Origin of the sequence: Hymenobacter rubidus, from assembly GCF_016734815.1 — a bacterium.
GTDB lineage: Bacteria > Bacteroidota > Bacteroidia > Cytophagales > Hymenobacteraceae > Hymenobacter > Hymenobacter rubidus.
This window is the reverse complement of record NZ_JAERQF010000013.1, coordinates 100,313-115,721: the sequence shown is the minus strand read 5'-3', so window position 1 is coordinate 115,721 and position 15,409 is coordinate 100,313. Positions and strand designations below refer to the sequence as shown.

Here is a 15,409-nt window from a genome sequence, read left to right as displayed (position 1 = left end):
CTCCGTGTCGGTGAGAGAAACATTCATGCGGCAAGATTAACCAACTACTTTCGTTTTTCACTTCGCGAAAGGTTTAAAATACTATCTGTTAGATTTGACTATGCGATTCATGTTCCCTTGGTTTCTGATTGGACTAGTGGCAACTGCTATTCCTGTTATTATTCATTTACTTCAGTTACGACGTCCTAAACGGGTACTTTTTACTAATAATGCTTTTATTAGGGAAGTGGAGCTTGTGGCGGTCCGGCACCGCCAACTCCAGCACTTACTGATTTTAGGTACGCGCGTGTTGGGAATTGTTGCACTAGTGCTGTTGTTTTGTCAGCCATTTATTCCTGGGAAAAAGCCAACTGATTCAACTACAGGTGTGGACGTGTTGGTGGATAATTCTTACAGTATGCAAAGGCGTGCTGAAGAACAAGGAATACTATTTACGGCGGCGGCAAGGGAAGCAGAAAGAATAGGAAAAACTGCGCCGTCGGTGAAGCGCTTTCGCTTGTTAAATGACGGCAATGCACAGTTAAGCTATTTGTCTTATATGGCAAAGCTGGCAGAAATCAAGTTGACTTCATATAACCCGTTTGCAAAAATTCACGGAAATGGCATTGAACCAAAGTCCGACAGCCGACGGTATTTGATTTCTGATTTTCAGAAAAAATCATTCAATGAAAGGATTCTAAACGAGCTTGGGAATGGCCAAACCATTTTGGTGCCGCTGACAGGGAAAGAAACAGGAAATATTTACGTGGACAGTGTATGGCTCGATGATGCATTTGTGCGAATTCGCACCAACGTTGGGTTGCATATTCGTGTGCGGAATGGGGGAACTGTGGCTGTGCGGAACTGCCCAGTAAAGGTGTTTCTGGGTGCGAAACAGGTGAGTGCCTACCAAGTCAGTGTTGAACCGGGGCAGTCGGCGACACAGGTTGTGCAGGTGCAGGTAAGTGACGGGGCACTCGCGCTCGGACGCGTAGTTACCGAAGATTTTCCGGTCACATTTGATGATGCCTATTATTTTACTCTTCGGCCAGCAGCAGCTATTCGAGTAATAGAAATTGGGGAAAAGCCTGTTTTGCAACCGCTTTATGCCAACGAGCCGTTGTTTAACTACTCCTTTGTTAATTCGCAAAATATCGACTATAATGCTTTACGTCAAGCTAATCTGATATTTGTGCGTGAATTAGGACAGGTGGACGCGGGAATGCGGGAGGCTTTGCGAAATGTGTTGAAACGAGGTGGCAGCGTTGTTGTGGTGCCAAGTGCTGCAAGTGCAGGCCATGATTCTTATGCCTTGCTGTTTAAAGAATTGGGTTTAGGGGCCGTTCAGTGGGAAGCACAAGTGGAAGCGCCTGAACTTCGAGAGGTGGCGATGCCGAGTGCGCGTGAACCATTTTTCCGGGATGTATTTGGGGCACAACAGCGCGGAGTAACCATGCCACGCGTGGCGCCGGTGTTGCGGTGGTCACGCACGGGAACTGATATTTTGCGGTTGCGCGATGGGGAGAGTTATTTAGCAAATTTTGCGAGCGGTGCAGGACAAGTGTATGTATTCTCTGCGCCGTTTGCAGAAAAGTATTCTGATTTTGTGTCGCATGCGCTGTTTGTGCCGGTGATGTACCGCTTGGCCATGCTGAGTTACCAAAACGAACAGTTACCGGCATACCGTCTGACCCAAGGAACGGTAAACCTAAAATTACCAATGGCCAGGGTGGCTGGCAACCATGCAGAAAGCACTGATGAGGCGAGTTTTCGGTTGGTGCGAGATAGTCTGTCGGTAATTCCGGCGCAGCGGGTGGTGGGCAATGATTTGAGACTTGAATTGCCGGCGGGCATGGATGCGCCGGGTTTTTATGAATTGCAACAGCGCGGAAAAACACTGACTACTTTGGCCTTTAACCCGGATAGGCAAGAATCGGAATTAGCAGTGTACTCAGCTGACGAACTGAGGCAAATGATTGGGCCCAACCGTCCGAACATTCGGGTGGTGGAAGCGGGAAAGGACGGGGTTGGGCTGGCAAAGTTTGAGGCAGAGCAAACGGGACAGCCGCTGTGGCGCTATTTTGTGGTGTTGGCGCTGTGCTGCTTATTAGCGGAGGCCTTACTGATTCGATTTGGCAGAACCCAGGCGGGTGCAAAAAAGGTTGCTGTTACAGCTTGAGTGAGGGGCTCAAGAACGTGCATGCTGGGTGGCTGAGGAAGTCGTAGGACGTATCTTGCGGCTTTAATTGAAGCACGAACTATGGCTGATTCTTCCATTGAAGGCAGGGCATCTACGACCGATACAGCAGCAGAATTGGCTACGCGTATGGCGGTGCGGGCGGGCTTAGGAATCGGGCTGGTATGCGTGATTTGGACGGTGGGCCTGCAACTAACCGGTAATAATGGTTTTGGACCGAAGCAGATACTGGCGCAACTGTTGGTGCCGCTGGTGGCGCTGGCCAACGAATGGTGGTTTGGGCAACGGGTGAAACCGGAAAAACCGGGCCTTGGCAGAGCATTGAAAGTGGGTAGCCTGACGGTGCTCATTGCAGCGGTGCTATCGGCCATTGGCGTGCTGGGGTTGGCCTACGGGGCGGGCGAGCCGGCACTGGAACGCAACCGGGCCGAGGTACGGGAAATTGTGCGGGTGCAGCAAGCGGAGAATTCCAAAGTGAAGCACAGCGAGCAGGAGCTTCGGCAGCAGGAGCAAAACGTGGCCAACCTCACAGCCCAGGGCTTGGCGGTTGGTACTTTTGTGCGGGTGTTGCTCTTTGGGATGGTGTTGGCGTTGCCGGGAGGGATATTTTTTCGGGAATAATTCGGTTTACCTTGCGGTTCATTTGCCCCAAACCATGGAAACTAATGCTACTCCGATTACAACTACTTCGGTAGGGTTACGCTATGGCTTGCTAACAGGCCTAGTAAATGTCATTTTCTCCTTTGCGCTTTTTGCAACGCAGACCGACCAATCGCCGGTGCGCTGGTTGGGGCTGAGTATTTTGGTGGGCGGCATGGTGCTGGCACACAACGCGTATAAACAGGCAAATGCCGGCTTCATGGATTATTCCGAGGGCCTGGGCATAGGCGCGATAATGAGCGTGATTTCTGGAACTTTGTCAACGGCCTTCAGTTTTATTTACATGAAGTTTGTCGACCCCGACTACATGGGCCGGATTATGGAAACGGCGCGGGCCAAGATGGAAGCCAAAGGCAACCTAACCGACGAACAAATCGACCAAGCCATGGCCATGATGCAAAAATTTAGCACGGTAGGGTGGATGGTGCTTTTTGGAGTGCTAGGCTCGCTGCTGTTTGGCTTCCTGATTGCGCTGGTGGTTTCGGCCTTCACTAAAAATTCCAAGCCTGAGTTTGAATAAATCATCCGCTCCTTTTCCGGTGGAAATCTCCATCGTAATTCCGCTGCTGAACGAAGCAGAATCGTTGCCGGAACTAACGCGTTGGATTGCGCGGGTTTTGGAAGGAAATGGGCTGACCTATGAAGTTATATTGATTGATGATGGCTCGACGGATGATTCCTGGGCCGTAATTGAAGCATTGGCGGCCGATGATGCAACGTTGCGCGGCATTCGGTTTAATCGAAACTACGGAAAATCGGCGGCCTTAAATGTTGGCTTTGAAGCAACCCGGGGGCGTGTGGTGTGCACGATGGACGCCGATTTGCAGGACTCGCCCGAAGAGCTGCCCGAACTCTACCGCATGATTGTGGAGGACAAGTACGACCTGGTGAGCGGCTGGAAGCAGAAACGCTACGACCCCTTGTCGAAGACGATTCCAACCAAGCTATTTAATGGCGCGACGCGGTTGATGTCGGGGATTCAGCTGCATGATTTTAACTGCGGGCTGAAGTCGTACGATTCGCGCGTGGTCAAGAGTATTGAGGTGTATGGGGAGATGCACCGCTACATTCCGGTGATTGCCAAATGGAACGGGTTTCGCAAGATTGGAGAGAAGGTAGTGCAGCACCAGGAGCGGAAATATGGCGTAACCAAATTTGGTTTGGAGCGCTTCATTTTCGGATTTCTGGACTTGATGAGCATCACCTTCGTGGGCCGTTTTCGGCGGGCTCCGATGCACTTTTTTGGCACGTTGGGCACGCTTTCCTTTCTGTTAGGGCTGCTGATTACGCTGTGGCTGACCGGTGAGAAAGTATGGCTTTCGCTGCACAACCTGAAAGCCCGGCAGGTAACGGAGCAACCGCTGTTTTTTCTGGCGTTGACGGCGGTAATTGTGGGCGTAATGCTATTTGTGTCGGGGTTCTTGGGCGAAATGATTCAGCTGAATGGACCGAAGCGCAACGACTATTTAGTGCGCGAAACAATTAATTGATGATGCTTGGCCTATGAAAGTTGTCATCATCGGACCAGCATATCCGTTGCGGGGGGGCTTGGCGACCTACAACGAACGGCTGGCCCGCGCCTTTCGGGAAGCCGGTGATGCCGTGCGCATTGTCACGTTTTCGCTGCAATACCCCAATTTTTTGTTTCCGGGCCAGACGCAGTTTAGCACCGAGGCGGGGCCCGCAGATTTGGATATTGACGTAAGTCTGAATTCCGTAAACCCCATTTCCTGGCTGCGTGTGGGGCGAAAGCTGCGGGCTGAACGGCCTGATTTGGTGGTTTTCCGGTTTTGGTTGCCGTTTATGGGGCCGGCGCTGGGCACGGTGGCCCGGCTGGTGCGCGGCAATGGGCATACGCGCGTAGTAGCCATTACGGACAATGTGATTCCGCACGAAAAGCGGCCGGGCGACGGGCCGCTGACGCGTTATTTTCTGAGTGCCTGTGATGGGTTTGTAACCATGAGCCGGAGCGTATTGCAGGATTTGCAGCGGCTAGGCTTTGGCAACAAACCGGCCGACTACCGGCCGCATCCGCTCTATGATAATTTTGGCCCGATGAAGTCAAAAAACGAAGCCTTGGCGGCGTTGAATCTGCCAAATACAACGGGCTATTTGCTGTTTTTTGGGTTTATTCGGGCCTACAAAGGCTTGGATATCATGCTGGAAGCCTTTGCAGACAAGCGGGTGGCTGCATTACCAGTTAAATTAATTATTGCGGGTGAATTTTATGAAGACGCGGCCCCGTATGAAGAATTAATTACGCGGTTTGAATTAGAAAACAGAATAGTCAGGGCTACCGATTTTATTCCGAACGAAAAAGTAGTCGATTATTTCTGCGCGGCCGATTTAATTGTGCAGCCATACAAGAATGCTACGCAAAGCGGCGTGTCGCAAATAGCGTATCATTTTGAGCGGCCCATGCTGGTAACGGACGTGGGCGGGCTAGCCGAGCTTATTCCGGATGGTGTGGTGGGCTACGTGGTGCCGCCCACCCCGGCCGCTATTGCCAATGCCGTAGTGGATTTTTATGCCGCTCAGCGTGAAGGGGATTTTGTGGCCGGCGTGCGCGCGCAGAAAAAGCAGTTTTCGTGGCCGGTGATGGTGGCGGCGCTGAAGGAAGTAGCAGAAGTGCGGTAAGCTTTGGCTTGTTGTAAGAGACGAATTGCGGCAAGCTGAAACTTACCGCACAACGCTTTCGCGCACGGCTTGCAGCACTTTTTCAGCCGGCAAATCTTCCATGCAGCTGGTGCCGAGCTTGCAGCTGCCCCGGTAAAAACACACGCAGTCTTTGTTGGGCTGCACCAGTTGGCCCCGGCCGTAGAGGTCGAATTCGTGCGGGTTGAAGATGTTGTTCATCAGGATGGTGGGCTTGCGCAGGGCAATGCTGATGTGCATGCCCATGGTGACTTGCGTCACGATGCCGTCCATCTGGTTCATCAGGTTGATGAACTGGGGAAGAGGAAAGGTGCCGAGGTAGGCCGCGCCGGTGGCGGCGTGCAGCTCGCGGTTGCGGGCGTCTTCGGCCTCGCCGCCGAGCAGCACGGGCGTGTAGCCGGCGGCTTGCAGGCCGTGGATAAGCTCAATCCACTTTTCGGTGCTCCAGAGGCGGGTGGTCCACCGGTCGCCGCAGCCGGTGTTGAGGCCGATGCGGGGGCGGGCAGCGGGGAGCGCAGCCCAGTCGTAGCCTTTGTCGTCGTGGGTGTCGAACACGTATTCTTCGCCCCGAAAGTCGAAGCCGCAGAGCTCGAAGATTTCCTGCACGTAGGGCTTGGTGTTGGCCTGGCTGACCTGGTCGAAAATGCCGGTGAGGTATTTGTGCTCGGCCAACTGGTTCACGGGCCAGGCCACGCCGTCGTGGGGGCGCAGGGCGTAGCCGTATTTTTCCTTGGCCACGATGGTGTTGAGCAGGGCGCAGGCTTCCTTTTCCTTGTCGAGGTTGATGACCACATCGAACCCGCGGGCCTGGAGCTGGATGGCGCTGGCAAAATCGAACTTGAGAATTTCCTCAATCTCGCCTTGCGGCAGAATGGCGGGCGTGAGCGTGAGCCAGGTGATGTAGCAGCCGGGCCGTTCCTGGCGCAGCCGCCGCAGCAGTGGTGTGGTCCGAATGACGTCGCCAATGGCCCCGAGCTTGATAATGAGCACCCGGCTGGTTACGGGCGCATACACCGGACAGCCGTCGCAGACGTAGCCGTGGGTTTTGTTGGGACGGCAGGGAAGGTCGCCGCGAAAGTGGCGGCAGTCGGGATGAACGACGGTGTTCAGGAGTTCGGGCACGGAGTGGGGAAGCGAATTAATCGGTAAAAATAGCGGAAGCAAAGAAGCTTTCGGAAAGTGACGGTGCCCCTGCCGAACCGTTACACCACGGCCGCGGCTGCCTCAGCGATACACGGTAAACGCCCCGCTGGTAATTTCTTTGTCCGGAGAAGCCAGAGGCGAAGTAGAACCTGTGAAACGGAAGGTGCCCGAAATATTGGTTGCTGAAAAGCTGCTCACCGTAATACTGCCTGCCTTGGGGGCGTACGCAATGCGGGTGCCTGCGCTGCCTTCCGTATAAAACACCAGCGGGGCCGGGGGGGAGGGAAGTGCCAAATCGTACGTGCCTTCCTGACTGGGCAGTTGCATGGTAATGGCCCGCGCGTCGGCGCCGGTGCCTCGTTCCCCGGCAATGGTAAGCCTTCCGTCAGAAGGGCGTGGGGCGCTGACGGTGACGGTGGTGGCTTGGATGGCTACCCCGTCTGCAGCCCAGTGCATGCTGGAAATGGCGGGGGGAGGGGCATCGGTGCCAGACGATGAGCAGGCTGGCAGGACGAGTAAGGTGCCGGCGGTAGCAAAGCAGCGAAGGAAAGAAATCATATCGGCTAGAAATTGGGTCAATAATGCCTGCGCTATCGCCCCACGTAGCTATGCGGCGTGATGCCGTGCAATTCCGCCTTCACGCTATCCTCGACATCCAGTCCATCAATAAAGGCACCAATGTTCTCGGCTGAAATGGCCTCGCCCGTGCGGGTGAGGGCTTTGAGGGCATTGTAAGGGTCGGGGTAGGCTTCGCGGCGCAGGATGGTTTGGATGCCCTCGGCCACCACGGCCCAGTTGGCTTCCAAGTCGCGGTGCAGGGCGGTTTCATCCAGGGCCAGCTTGCCCAGGCCGCGCTGCAGGGCGCCGAGGGCGATGAGGATGTGGCCCAGCGGCACGCCCAGGTTGCGCAGCACCGTCGAGTCGGTGAGGTCGCGCTGGAGGCGGGAGATGGGCAGCTTGGCGGCGAAGTGTTCGAGCAGCGCGTTGGCCACGCCCAGGTTGCCCTCGGCGTTCTCGAAGTCGATGGGGTTTACCTTGTGCGGCATGGCCGACGAGCCTACTTCGCCGGCTTTGATGGTTTGCTTGAAGTAGCCGAGTGAGATGTACTGCCACACGTCGCGGGCCAGGTCCATCAGGATGGTGTTCAGGCGCTTGAGCGCGTCGCAGTGAGCGGCCAAGTGGTCGTAGTGCTCAATCTGGGTGGTGGGGAAGGAGCGGTGCAGGCCCAGCCGGTCGTTCACGAAGGTAGAGGCAAAGCCGTGCCAGTCGGTGCCGGGGTAGGCCACGTAATGCGCGTTGAAGTTGCCGGTAGCGCCGCCAAACTTTGCCCCAAACGGCACCTGGGCCAGCAGCGCCACCTGCGCATCGAGCCGGGCCACAAAGACCTCAATCTCCTTGCCCAGCCGCGTCGGCGAGGCCGGCTGGCCATGGGTGCGGGCCAGCATGGGCACGGCCTGCCACTCCTGGGCACGGGCGGCCAGCGCGTTGCGTACCTTGGCGAAGGCGGGCAGCACCTCGCCCACCAGCGCATCGCGGAAGCTGAGCGGGATGGCCGTGTTATTCACATCCTGCGAGGTAAGGCCAAAGTGAATAAACTCAATGAAACTGCCCAGCCCGAGCTTGGTAAACGCGTCGCGCAGCCAGTATTCCACGGCTTTCACGTCGTGGTTGGTCACGGCTTCGTGGGCTTTTATGGCTTCGGCATTGGCTTCGGTAAAGTTTTCATACAACCCGCGCAAAGGGGCGAAAGCCGCTGGCGAAACACCTGCCAGCTGGGGCAGCGGCAGCTCGGCCAAGGCGATGAAGTACTCGACTTCGACCAGTACGCGGTAGCGTATCAGGGCCATTTCGGAAAAGCGCGGGGCCAAGGGGGCCGTGGCGCGGGCGTAGCGCCCGTCGAGGGGCGAGAGGGCGGTGAGGGGACTGGGCATGGGGCAAAAGTACGGTTCAGGCCAAGCAGGTAGCGCAAAAAAACTCCCTTCCTTACCAAGGCAGGGATGTTGAGCCAAGGCCTCAACGGGAGGGGGCCGTTGAACGATAGTCGTGCGCTGTGCATTTGCCCCTTTTGGCCATCGTTATTCACAGCGTTCACCTGCTCGCCAGCGCCGACTACCCAAACTCAGCGAAGCTAACCGCCCCCGCCGTCGCATCGGCTTCCTTTGCTTGACCAAGGAGGGGATTTCGGCTTTTCAGGCGCCGCTTCCGTATTCCTGCTACGTCTCCGTTGTTGTTACCTTTGGCGTTGGCTAAACTGCCCTTTATTGAGTTCCGTGCGCATTACCCCTTCCACCAAACGACTTCTCATCGTCATTGCCAGCAGCGTGGTTGCGCTGTTGCTCGTGGCCTTCGCCGTGTTTCAATGGAAGCGCCAGCAGCTGTTGAATTACGCGCTGAAAGAGGTAAAAGCCAAGGTTGAGCGCAAGTACCCGGTCATTATCACCCTCGGTCCGGCCCAATTTGTGGGCTTCAAAACCGTGGAAATTGCCGGGCTGAGCCTCGTGCCCAAGGCCGCCCCCACCGATACGCTCCTTACCGCCAAACGCCTGCAAGCCAGCCTGAGCGTGCGCTCGCTCTTTGCCGGGCGGCCGGTGTTTAGCGGGCTCGAAATCATCACGGCCCGCCTCACGGCCCGCAAAACGGCCACTTCCGACAACTTCGGCTTTCTCATCAAAAAGCAGAAAACCAGCACCGTGCCCCGCGACACCACCAAGGGCACCAACTACGGCCTGCTCCTCAATACGGCCCTGGAAACGGCCTTCGACAACGTGCCGGGCGAGGCCAGCTTCAGGGATTTCTACGTGAGCTACCTCAGCCCGCGCCACACCGCGCTGCTGCGGCTGCCGGAGCTGAAAATTCAGGACGGCGACATTTCCGGCCGCCTCACCGCTACCATCGATTCGGTGGCGAATGAGTTGGGCATCAGCGGGCACATCGAGCCCGGCGACTATGCCCTCACGGCGCGGGTGTTTGGAGTGGGCAGCTCGGTGCAGCTGCCCTACGTGCCGCGCCGTTTTGGGGCGCTGGTGAGCTTCGATACGGTACTGGTGCGGCTCGATAGCAAGGATTTTGACGACGACGACACCGGCGGCCACCTCACGGTGCGCGGCTCGCTGGCGGCCCGGGGGTTCAGCCTCTATCATCCCAAGCTGGCCTCCAACGAGATTGAGGTGAAAGCCGGGGCGCTGAATTTTATTGCCACGCTGGGCCGCGGCACCGCCAGCCTCGACAAAGGCAGCGAAATGGTGGTGAACAAGCTGCGGCTCTACCCCGAAATTAGCGTGCGGATGAAGCCCAGCCGAGCCGTGCGCATCAAGGTAGAATCGGCTGAAACGGCGGCCAACGACTTCTTTTCGTCGCTGCCCACCGGCATTTTCGACGCCACCCAAGGCATTCGGGGCTCCGGCACGCTCACCTACCGCATGCACGGCGACGTGGACCTGGCCCGCGTCGACAGCCTGCATTTCGATTCGAGCCTGCAAGGCAAGAACTTTGCCGTGAGCAGCTTCGGCGAAGAGAACCTGAACCAGCTCAACACCGATTTTGCCTACACGGCCTACAACGACAAAGGCGACTCGCTGCGCACCTTTCACGTAGGGCCCAGCAATCCGGATTTTACGCCCTACAACGACGTGTCGCCCTACCTGCGGGCGGCCATCACCACGGCCGAGGACCCGCGCTTTTTTGCGCACCACGGCTTCATGGAGAAGGCGTTTGTGAAATCGGCCATTCAGAACATCAAAGAGCACCGCTTTGCGCGGGGCGGCAGCACCATCAGCATGCAGCTGGTGAAAAACGTGTTTCTGAGCCGCCAGAAAACCGTGGGCCGCAAGGCCGAAGAAGCCCTCATTGTATGGCTCATCGAAAACACCCACCTCGTGAGCAAGCAGCGCATGTTTGAGGTCTACCTCAACATCATCGAGTGGGGACCCAGCAAGTACCGCTGGCCCAGCGGCAAGCGTGGCATCTACGGCGTGAAGGAGGCGGCCCTGTTTTACTACGGCAAGCGCCCCGACGAGTTGACCTTGTCCGAAAGCCTGTACCTGGCCAGTATCATTCCCAAGCCCAAGTTCGCCCGCTATTCCTTCGATGCGTACGGGGGCCTGCGGCGCAGCACGCGCTACTTTTTCCGCCTCATTGCCGACATCATGGCCGCCCGCAACCTCATCACGGGGGCCGACCGCGAAAACCTGCCCTATTCGCTCAACCTCAACGGGCCGGCCCGCCAGTACATGGCCTTCGCCGCCCGCCCCGATACTACCCGCTCCGTGTCGCCCGCCGATTCGAGCCAGTTTGAGCCGCTCAACCTCATCGACCTGCTCAATACCGGCGCCGCCCCCGACGCCGGCGTTAACTCCAACGCTCCCGATGTGGAAGCGGGCAAGGCGCCCAAACAACCATAAGCTAAACCTTGGCGGTTGAGAGCAGACAGTAAAAAAGGCCTACCGATTTCGGCAGGCCTTTTTTACTGGCGGGTAATGGGTTACTCTATCCTGCAAAGTTTACGCTTCTCGTTTTGGCCACAGCACAGAAGCCAAAATGCTCACAACCAGCAGGCCGCCCACAATGCCCAGTGCGAACAGCATGGGAATGGGCAACACCTGCTCCAGCAGAATCTTGGCACCGATGAACACGAGAATAAGTGCCAGGCCGTAGTGCAGGTAGTGGAACAGGCGCATCATGCTGGCCAGGGCAAAATACATGGCCCGCAGGCCCAGCAGGGCTAATACGTTGGAGGTGAACACCACAAACGTGTCGCGCGTGATGGCCAGAATGGCCGGAATGGAGTCGGCAGCAAAAACCACGTCGGTCGTTTCTACCATCACCAGCACCACGAAAAGGGGCGTGGCAAAGCGCAGCCCGTCTTTCTTGATGAAAAACCGCCCCCCTTCCAGCTGACGGGTGATGGGCAGGTGCCGGCTCAGGAACCGCACCACGGGGTTGTGCTCGGGGTCGATTTCGGGCGTGTCGCCGGCTATCCCCATTCGGATGCCCGTGTACACCAGAAAAGCGCCCAGCAGATAGAGCAGGAAGTGGAACTTGGCCAGCAGCGCCCCTCCAATCAGAATAAAAACCGCCCGCAATATGAGCGCACCCAGCACGCCCCAGAACAGGATGCGGTGCTGGTACTGCCCCGGGACCTTGAAGTAGTTGAAGATGAGCAGGAAGACGAACAAATTGTCGACGCTCAACGCTTTCTCCACTAGGTACCCCGTCAGCCATTGCAGGCCCGCCTGGTGGCCCATGGTGCGGTACACCAGCAGGTTGAAGCCCAGCGACAACGCCACCCAGAAGGCGCTCCAGCCCAAGGCTTCACGCAACTTGATTTCGTGGGCTTTGCGGTTGAAAACCAGCAAATCGAGCAGCAGCAGCCCAATGACAAAAGCAATGAAGACCAGCCAAAACAAGGGAGTGTTTTCCATGCGTTGGGGCAAGATACGGCGGGGCAACGGGCCAATTGGTTGGCCACGCGCCGGCCCCAATGGTAACAGGCTACTTTCCTACGGGTTTCAGCGGGTGCACCCAGCTGCTGGCTTTCATCTGGAGCACGCCAATAAAAGCTTCCTGCACAATGCCTTTCGACATTTTGGAGGTGCCGCGCGTGCGGTCGGTGAAGATGATGGGCACTTCCTTGATGCGGAAACCCAACTGGTAGGCCAGCCACTTCATCTCAATTTGAAAAGCATAGCCCACGAAGTGGATTTTCTCGAGCGGAATGGCGCGCAGCACCCGCGCTGTGTAGCATTTGAAGCCGGCGGTGGCGTCGCGGATGGGCATGCCCGTGACGAGGCGCACGTACCAGGAGGCGAAGTACGACATGAGCACCCGCGACATGGGCCAGTTCACCACGTTCACGCCCTGGATGTAGCGCGAGCCGATGGCCACGTCGTAGCCTTCCTGGGCGCAGGCGTCGTAGAGGCGCACGAGGTCGTCGGGGTTGTGCGAGAAGTCGGCGTCCATCTCGAAGATGTACTCGTAGCCGTGGGCCAGCGCCCACCGAAAGCCGTGGATGTAGGCCGTGCCCAGGCCTTGCTTGCCCGCGCGTTCTTCCAAAAACAGCCGGCCCGGAAACACCGCCTGCAGGCCGCGCACAATGGCCGCCGTGCCGTCGGGCGAGCCGTCGTCGATAATCAGCACATCGAACGCCCGCGGCAGCGACATCACCTTGCGGATTATCAGCTCTACGTTTTCGCGTTCGTTGTACGTGGGAATTAGGACGAGGCTTTCGCTCATGGGGTCAAAGATAGGGTTTCGCGGTGCGAAGCTGCACGGTTGCGCGGGGCCCTGAGCGGCTTTTTTGCCAAGCTATAAAAGTATTCAAATACCCCTGAATGTGCAACGCTGGAAAGCAAGTTGCTATTGTTCAGACGCCAACGCCTCGGCCATGCGCCGGGCGTGGCGAACGCAATCGGGCACGCCCACGCCGGCCCGCCAGTTGGCCACGGCCACAATGTGCTCGGTTTCGAGGGCCGCGGCGGCGGCGTGAGCCCCCACAATGTGCTGGTCGAACTGCGGAATGCTGCGCGGCCAGCTGTGGCGGTATTGCCAGCGCGGGGCGCCCGTGATGCCGTAGAACTTGCTCAGTTCGGCGTGTACGGCGGCTTTTTGCACGTCCTCGGCCTGCCCGGCGGCCTGCTCGTACTGCGCCCCGCCCACAAACGTGGTGAAGAGTACCTGCCCTGCCGGCACCCGGTTGGGGTAGATGCTGCTGGTCCAGATGGAGCCGGCCGCGTAGGTCCCCTCCACCTTCGGGTTCAGCGCCCCGAAGCCGTTGAGCGGGTGCGCCACGGCAGCGCGGTCGTAGGCCGAATACACGGCGCACATGGGCGGGTAGGGCACGGCGGCCAGCGCCTCTGCCGCCTGCGGAAACAACGGCTGCAGCAACGGGGCCACTGCGTAAGCCGGCAACGCCAGCGCCAGATGCGAATAGCCCGGGGCGGCTTCCAGGCCCTGCGGGCCTTTCAGCTCCAGCTGGTAGGTGCCATCGGCGGCGCGGGAAATGGCGGTGACGGCCGTGCCGGACTGGTAGTAGGTGAGCCTGGCCGCCAGCGTGTCGGTAATGGTTTGGATGCCGTTTTTGAGGGTGATGATGCGGCGGCGTCTGGCGCCGGCCGCGCCTTTCATCAGCCCGCGCAGCACCGAGCCGTGTTGCTGCTCCAGCGCCGGCATTTGGGGGAAGGTTTTGTTGATGAGCAACTGCTCCGGGTCGCCGGCGTAGATGCCGGCCATGAAGGGATTGACGGCGTAGTCCACGATTTCGGGGCCGAAGCGGCGGCGGAAAAAGTGCGCCACGGTTTCCTTCGGGTCGATGGGGGCGGCGGGCTGGCGGAATTCTTTCAGCAGCTGCCACTTCGCTTTCAGGCTGAAAAAGCCGTTGGTGAGCAGGCTGGGCGGCGAGCTGGGCAAAATCTGGTAACGGCCGTTGCGCAGCACGTAGCGGTGCTGGCTCACGGCGGCAGCCTCCTGAATCTGGTCGGTCAGCCCAAGGTCGGCCAGCAGCTCTTCCAGCTCGGGGCTTAGCTGCAGGGAATTGGGGCCCACTTCGAGGAGGTAGCCTTCGGGCGTGGGCAGGCTGTGCAGGTTGCCGCCGGGCCGGGCATCGGCCTCGAACAAGTCGTAGGGCACGCCGCTTTTTTGCAGGTACCACGCCAGGGTGAGGCCGCTGATGCCGCCGCCGATGATGCCAATTTTCATAGAGTCGTCGCGCAAATGAGCCGGCAAAGGTAGCTTCGGTGTCCTGCGGAGGCCCGTAGCTTTGTTGCGATGACAACAAAAAACAAAGCCATTTTTCTCGACCGCGACGGCGTGCTGAATGAAGAAATCGGCACCTACGTGTGGCAGCCCGAGAAATTCATCGTTTGCCCCGGCGTGCCCGAAAGCCTGGCCCGCCTGAAAGCCGCCGGCTATTACCTGATAGTCGTCACCAACCAGGCCGGCATTGCCAAAAAGCTCTACACCGCCGCCGATGTGCACGCCTGCCACGCCAAGCTGCAAAGTGCCTGCGGCGGCATCATTGACGCCCTGTATTTCGCCGACGCACACCCCAGCGTGAGCGACTCCATCCTGCGCAAGCCCGATTCGGGCATGTTTGAGAAAGCCGTGGCCCGCTTCAACCTCGACGTCGCGCAGTGCTGGATAGTGGGCGACCGCCTCCGCGACATGGAAGCCGGCGCCAACATTGGCGTGCGCGGCATTCTGGTAGGAGAGGAGGAAACCGGGTTCTTGCCCCACGTGGCGGACCTGCGAGCGGCCACGGCTGTTATTTTGAAGCAAGACTTAAGGTGTGATGTTCTGCCAGCATGAGGCCCTTGCTATAAGGCCGTCATGCAGAGCGAAGCGAAGCATCTTTACCGTATCGTGGAACGATAAACTGTATTGCTAGCCCATGTACGTATATATTCTAACCAACACCGGCCGTACAGTTCTATACATCGGCATCACCAATGACCTGCGACGGCGCTTATATGAGCATAGCTCTGGGAGGGGCGATGCCCGCAAATTCACGGGCCGGTACCAAACCGATTTGCTGGTTTATTTCGAATTGTTTACTACTCCTTCGCAAGCCGTAGCCCGCGAAAAAGAATTGAAGGGATGGAGCCGTGCTAAAAAAGATGCGCTAATAAACGCGTTCAACCTAACTTGGCAACCTATTGATTTGGCAACGTGGGAGGGTTAATTCAACGAAGCGGTAAAGATGCTTCGCTTCGCTCTGCATGACGGCCTGGTGTTAACACTCGCCCAAAAAGAAGTCAAAAAAAGGCCGGCTTCTCACGCGAG

14 protein-coding genes are annotated in these 15,409 nt (G+C 57.8%); 8 read left to right on the top strand and 6 right to left on the bottom strand.

Annotated elements, in window-relative coordinates:
* Positions 1 to 100 precede the first annotated feature (100 nt).
* The 5 genes from JKL48_RS11395 (at position 101) to JKL48_RS11375 (ending at position 5,473) form a co-directional block, all read left to right on the top strand.
* Positions 101 to 2,158 carry a BatA domain-containing protein gene (locus JKL48_RS11395; protein WP_317191926.1) on the top strand — a complete coding sequence of 686 codons (2,058 nt, stop codon included), beginning with the start codon at positions 101 to 103 and terminating at the stop codon, positions 2,156 to 2,158.
* A gap of 81 nt (positions 2,159 to 2,239) precedes the next feature.
* A complete protein-coding gene (locus tag JKL48_RS11390; protein ID WP_201982492.1) occupies positions 2,240 to 2,797 on the top strand; it encodes a DUF4199 domain-containing protein in 558 nt (185 codons plus the stop codon).
* A gap of 34 nt (positions 2,798 to 2,831) precedes the next feature.
* Positions 2,832 to 3,356, top strand: a complete 525-nt coding sequence (locus tag JKL48_RS11385) for a DUF4199 domain-containing protein (RefSeq protein WP_201982490.1) — start codon at positions 2,832 to 2,834, stop codon at positions 3,354 to 3,356.
* Positions 3,349 to 4,326, top strand: a complete 978-nt coding sequence (locus tag JKL48_RS11380; protein ID WP_201982503.1) for a glycosyltransferase family 2 protein — start codon at positions 3,349 to 3,351, stop codon at positions 4,324 to 4,326. The genes JKL48_RS11385 and JKL48_RS11380 overlap by 8 nt, the downstream gene beginning before the upstream one ends.
* Positions 4,327 to 4,339: 13 nt before the next feature.
* The gene (locus JKL48_RS11375; RefSeq protein ID WP_201982489.1) at positions 4,340 to 5,473 is read left to right on the top strand and encodes a glycosyltransferase; all 1,134 of its coding nucleotides are present in this window, start codon (positions 4,340 to 4,342) and stop codon (positions 5,471 to 5,473) included.
* Positions 5,474 to 5,515: 42 nt separating this feature from the next.
* Here JKL48_RS11375 and JKL48_RS11370 read toward each other — a convergent pair whose 3' ends face one another.
* The 3 genes from JKL48_RS11370 to purB all read right to left on the bottom strand — a co-directional run bounded on the left by JKL48_RS11370 (position 5,516) and on the right by purB (position 8,565).
* The gene (locus JKL48_RS11370) at positions 5,516 to 6,613 is read right to left on the bottom strand and encodes a glycosyltransferase family 9 protein (RefSeq protein ID WP_201982487.1); all 1,098 of its coding nucleotides are present in this window, start codon (positions 6,611 to 6,613) and stop codon (positions 5,516 to 5,518) included.
* Between the two features lie 102 nt (positions 6,614 to 6,715).
* Positions 6,716 to 7,192: a DUF6252 family protein gene (locus JKL48_RS11365; RefSeq protein WP_201982485.1), complete on the bottom strand. Its 477-nt coding sequence runs from the start codon at positions 7,190 to 7,192 to the stop codon at positions 6,716 to 6,718.
* 32 nt (positions 7,193 to 7,224) lie between these two features.
* Positions 7,225 to 8,565, bottom strand: coding sequence for an adenylosuccinate lyase (purB, locus tag JKL48_RS11360; RefSeq protein ID WP_201982484.1), 1,341 nt, complete (start codon positions 8,563 to 8,565; stop codon positions 7,225 to 7,227).
* 339 nt (positions 8,566 to 8,904) lie between these two features.
* Between purB and JKL48_RS23555 the strand changes: the two genes are divergently transcribed.
* On the top strand, positions 8,905 to 11,034 hold the full coding sequence (locus JKL48_RS23555; RefSeq protein WP_201982482.1) for a transglycosylase domain-containing protein: 2,130 nt from the start codon (positions 8,905 to 8,907) through the stop codon (positions 11,032 to 11,034).
* Between the two features lie 99 nt (positions 11,035 to 11,133).
* Here the strand turns inward: JKL48_RS23555 and JKL48_RS11350 are convergent, their stop codons facing one another.
* From JKL48_RS11350 to hemG, 3 genes are all read right to left on the bottom strand, one after another.
* Positions 11,134 to 12,054 (bottom strand): TerC family protein, encoded by a 921-nt coding sequence (locus tag JKL48_RS11350; protein ID WP_201982480.1) that lies wholly within the window; start codon positions 12,052 to 12,054, stop codon positions 11,134 to 11,136.
* Positions 12,055 to 12,124: 70 nt separating this feature from the next.
* Positions 12,125 to 12,865 (bottom strand): polyprenol monophosphomannose synthase, encoded by a 741-nt coding sequence (locus JKL48_RS11345; protein WP_201982478.1) that lies wholly within the window; start codon positions 12,863 to 12,865, stop codon positions 12,125 to 12,127.
* 123 nt (positions 12,866 to 12,988) lie between these two features.
* Entirely contained in the window at positions 12,989 to 14,326 is a 1,338-nt protein-coding gene (hemG, locus tag JKL48_RS11340) for a protoporphyrinogen oxidase (protein ID WP_201982476.1), read from the bottom strand.
* Positions 14,327 to 14,395: 69 nt separating this feature from the next.
* On the opposite strand from hemG, the gene JKL48_RS11335 reads away from it, so the two are divergent.
* Both JKL48_RS11335 and JKL48_RS11330 read left to right on the top strand, forming a co-directional pair.
* The gene (locus JKL48_RS11335; RefSeq protein WP_201982475.1) at positions 14,396 to 14,935 is read left to right on the top strand and encodes a D-glycero-alpha-D-manno-heptose-1,7-bisphosphate 7-phosphatase; all 540 of its coding nucleotides are present in this window, start codon (positions 14,396 to 14,398) and stop codon (positions 14,933 to 14,935) included.
* Between the two features lie 82 nt (positions 14,936 to 15,017).
* Positions 15,018 to 15,308 (top strand): GIY-YIG nuclease family protein, encoded by a 291-nt coding sequence (locus tag JKL48_RS11330; protein WP_201982473.1) that lies wholly within the window; start codon positions 15,018 to 15,020, stop codon positions 15,306 to 15,308.
* Positions 15,309 to 15,409 lie beyond the last annotated feature (101 nt).

Coding starts and splice junctions, on each gene's coding strand:
- JKL48_RS11395 (WP_317191926.1), top strand. CDS start 101: ATGCGATTCATGTTCCCTTGGTTTCTGATTGGACTAGTGGCAACTGCT.
- JKL48_RS11390 (WP_201982492.1), top strand. CDS start 2,240: ATGGCTGATTCTTCCATTGAAGGCAGGGCATCTACGACCGATACAGCA.
- JKL48_RS11385 (WP_201982490.1), top strand. CDS start 2,832: ATGGAAACTAATGCTACTCCGATTACAACTACTTCGGTAGGGTTACGC.
- JKL48_RS11375 (WP_201982489.1), top strand. CDS start 4,340: ATGAAAGTTGTCATCATCGGACCAGCATATCCGTTGCGGGGGGGCTTG.
- JKL48_RS11365 (WP_201982485.1), bottom strand. CDS start 7,192: ATGATTTCTTTCCTTCGCTGCTTTGCTACCGCCGGCACCTTACTCGTC.
- purB (WP_201982484.1), bottom strand. CDS start 8,565: ATGCCCAGTCCCCTCACCGCCCTCTCGCCCCTCGACGGGCGCTACGCC.
- JKL48_RS11350 (WP_201982480.1), bottom strand. CDS start 12,054: ATGGAAAACACTCCCTTGTTTTGGCTGGTCTTCATTGCTTTTGTCATT.
- JKL48_RS11345 (WP_201982478.1), bottom strand. CDS start 12,865: ATGAGCGAAAGCCTCGTCCTAATTCCCACGTACAACGAACGCGAAAAC.
- hemG (WP_201982476.1), bottom strand. CDS start 14,326: ATGAAAATTGGCATCATCGGCGGCGGCATCAGCGGCCTCACCCTGGCG.
- JKL48_RS11335 (WP_201982475.1), top strand. CDS start 14,396: ATGACAACAAAAAACAAAGCCATTTTTCTCGACCGCGACGGCGTGCTG.
- JKL48_RS11330 (WP_201982473.1), top strand. CDS start 15,018: ATGTACGTATATATTCTAACCAACACCGGCCGTACAGTTCTATACATC.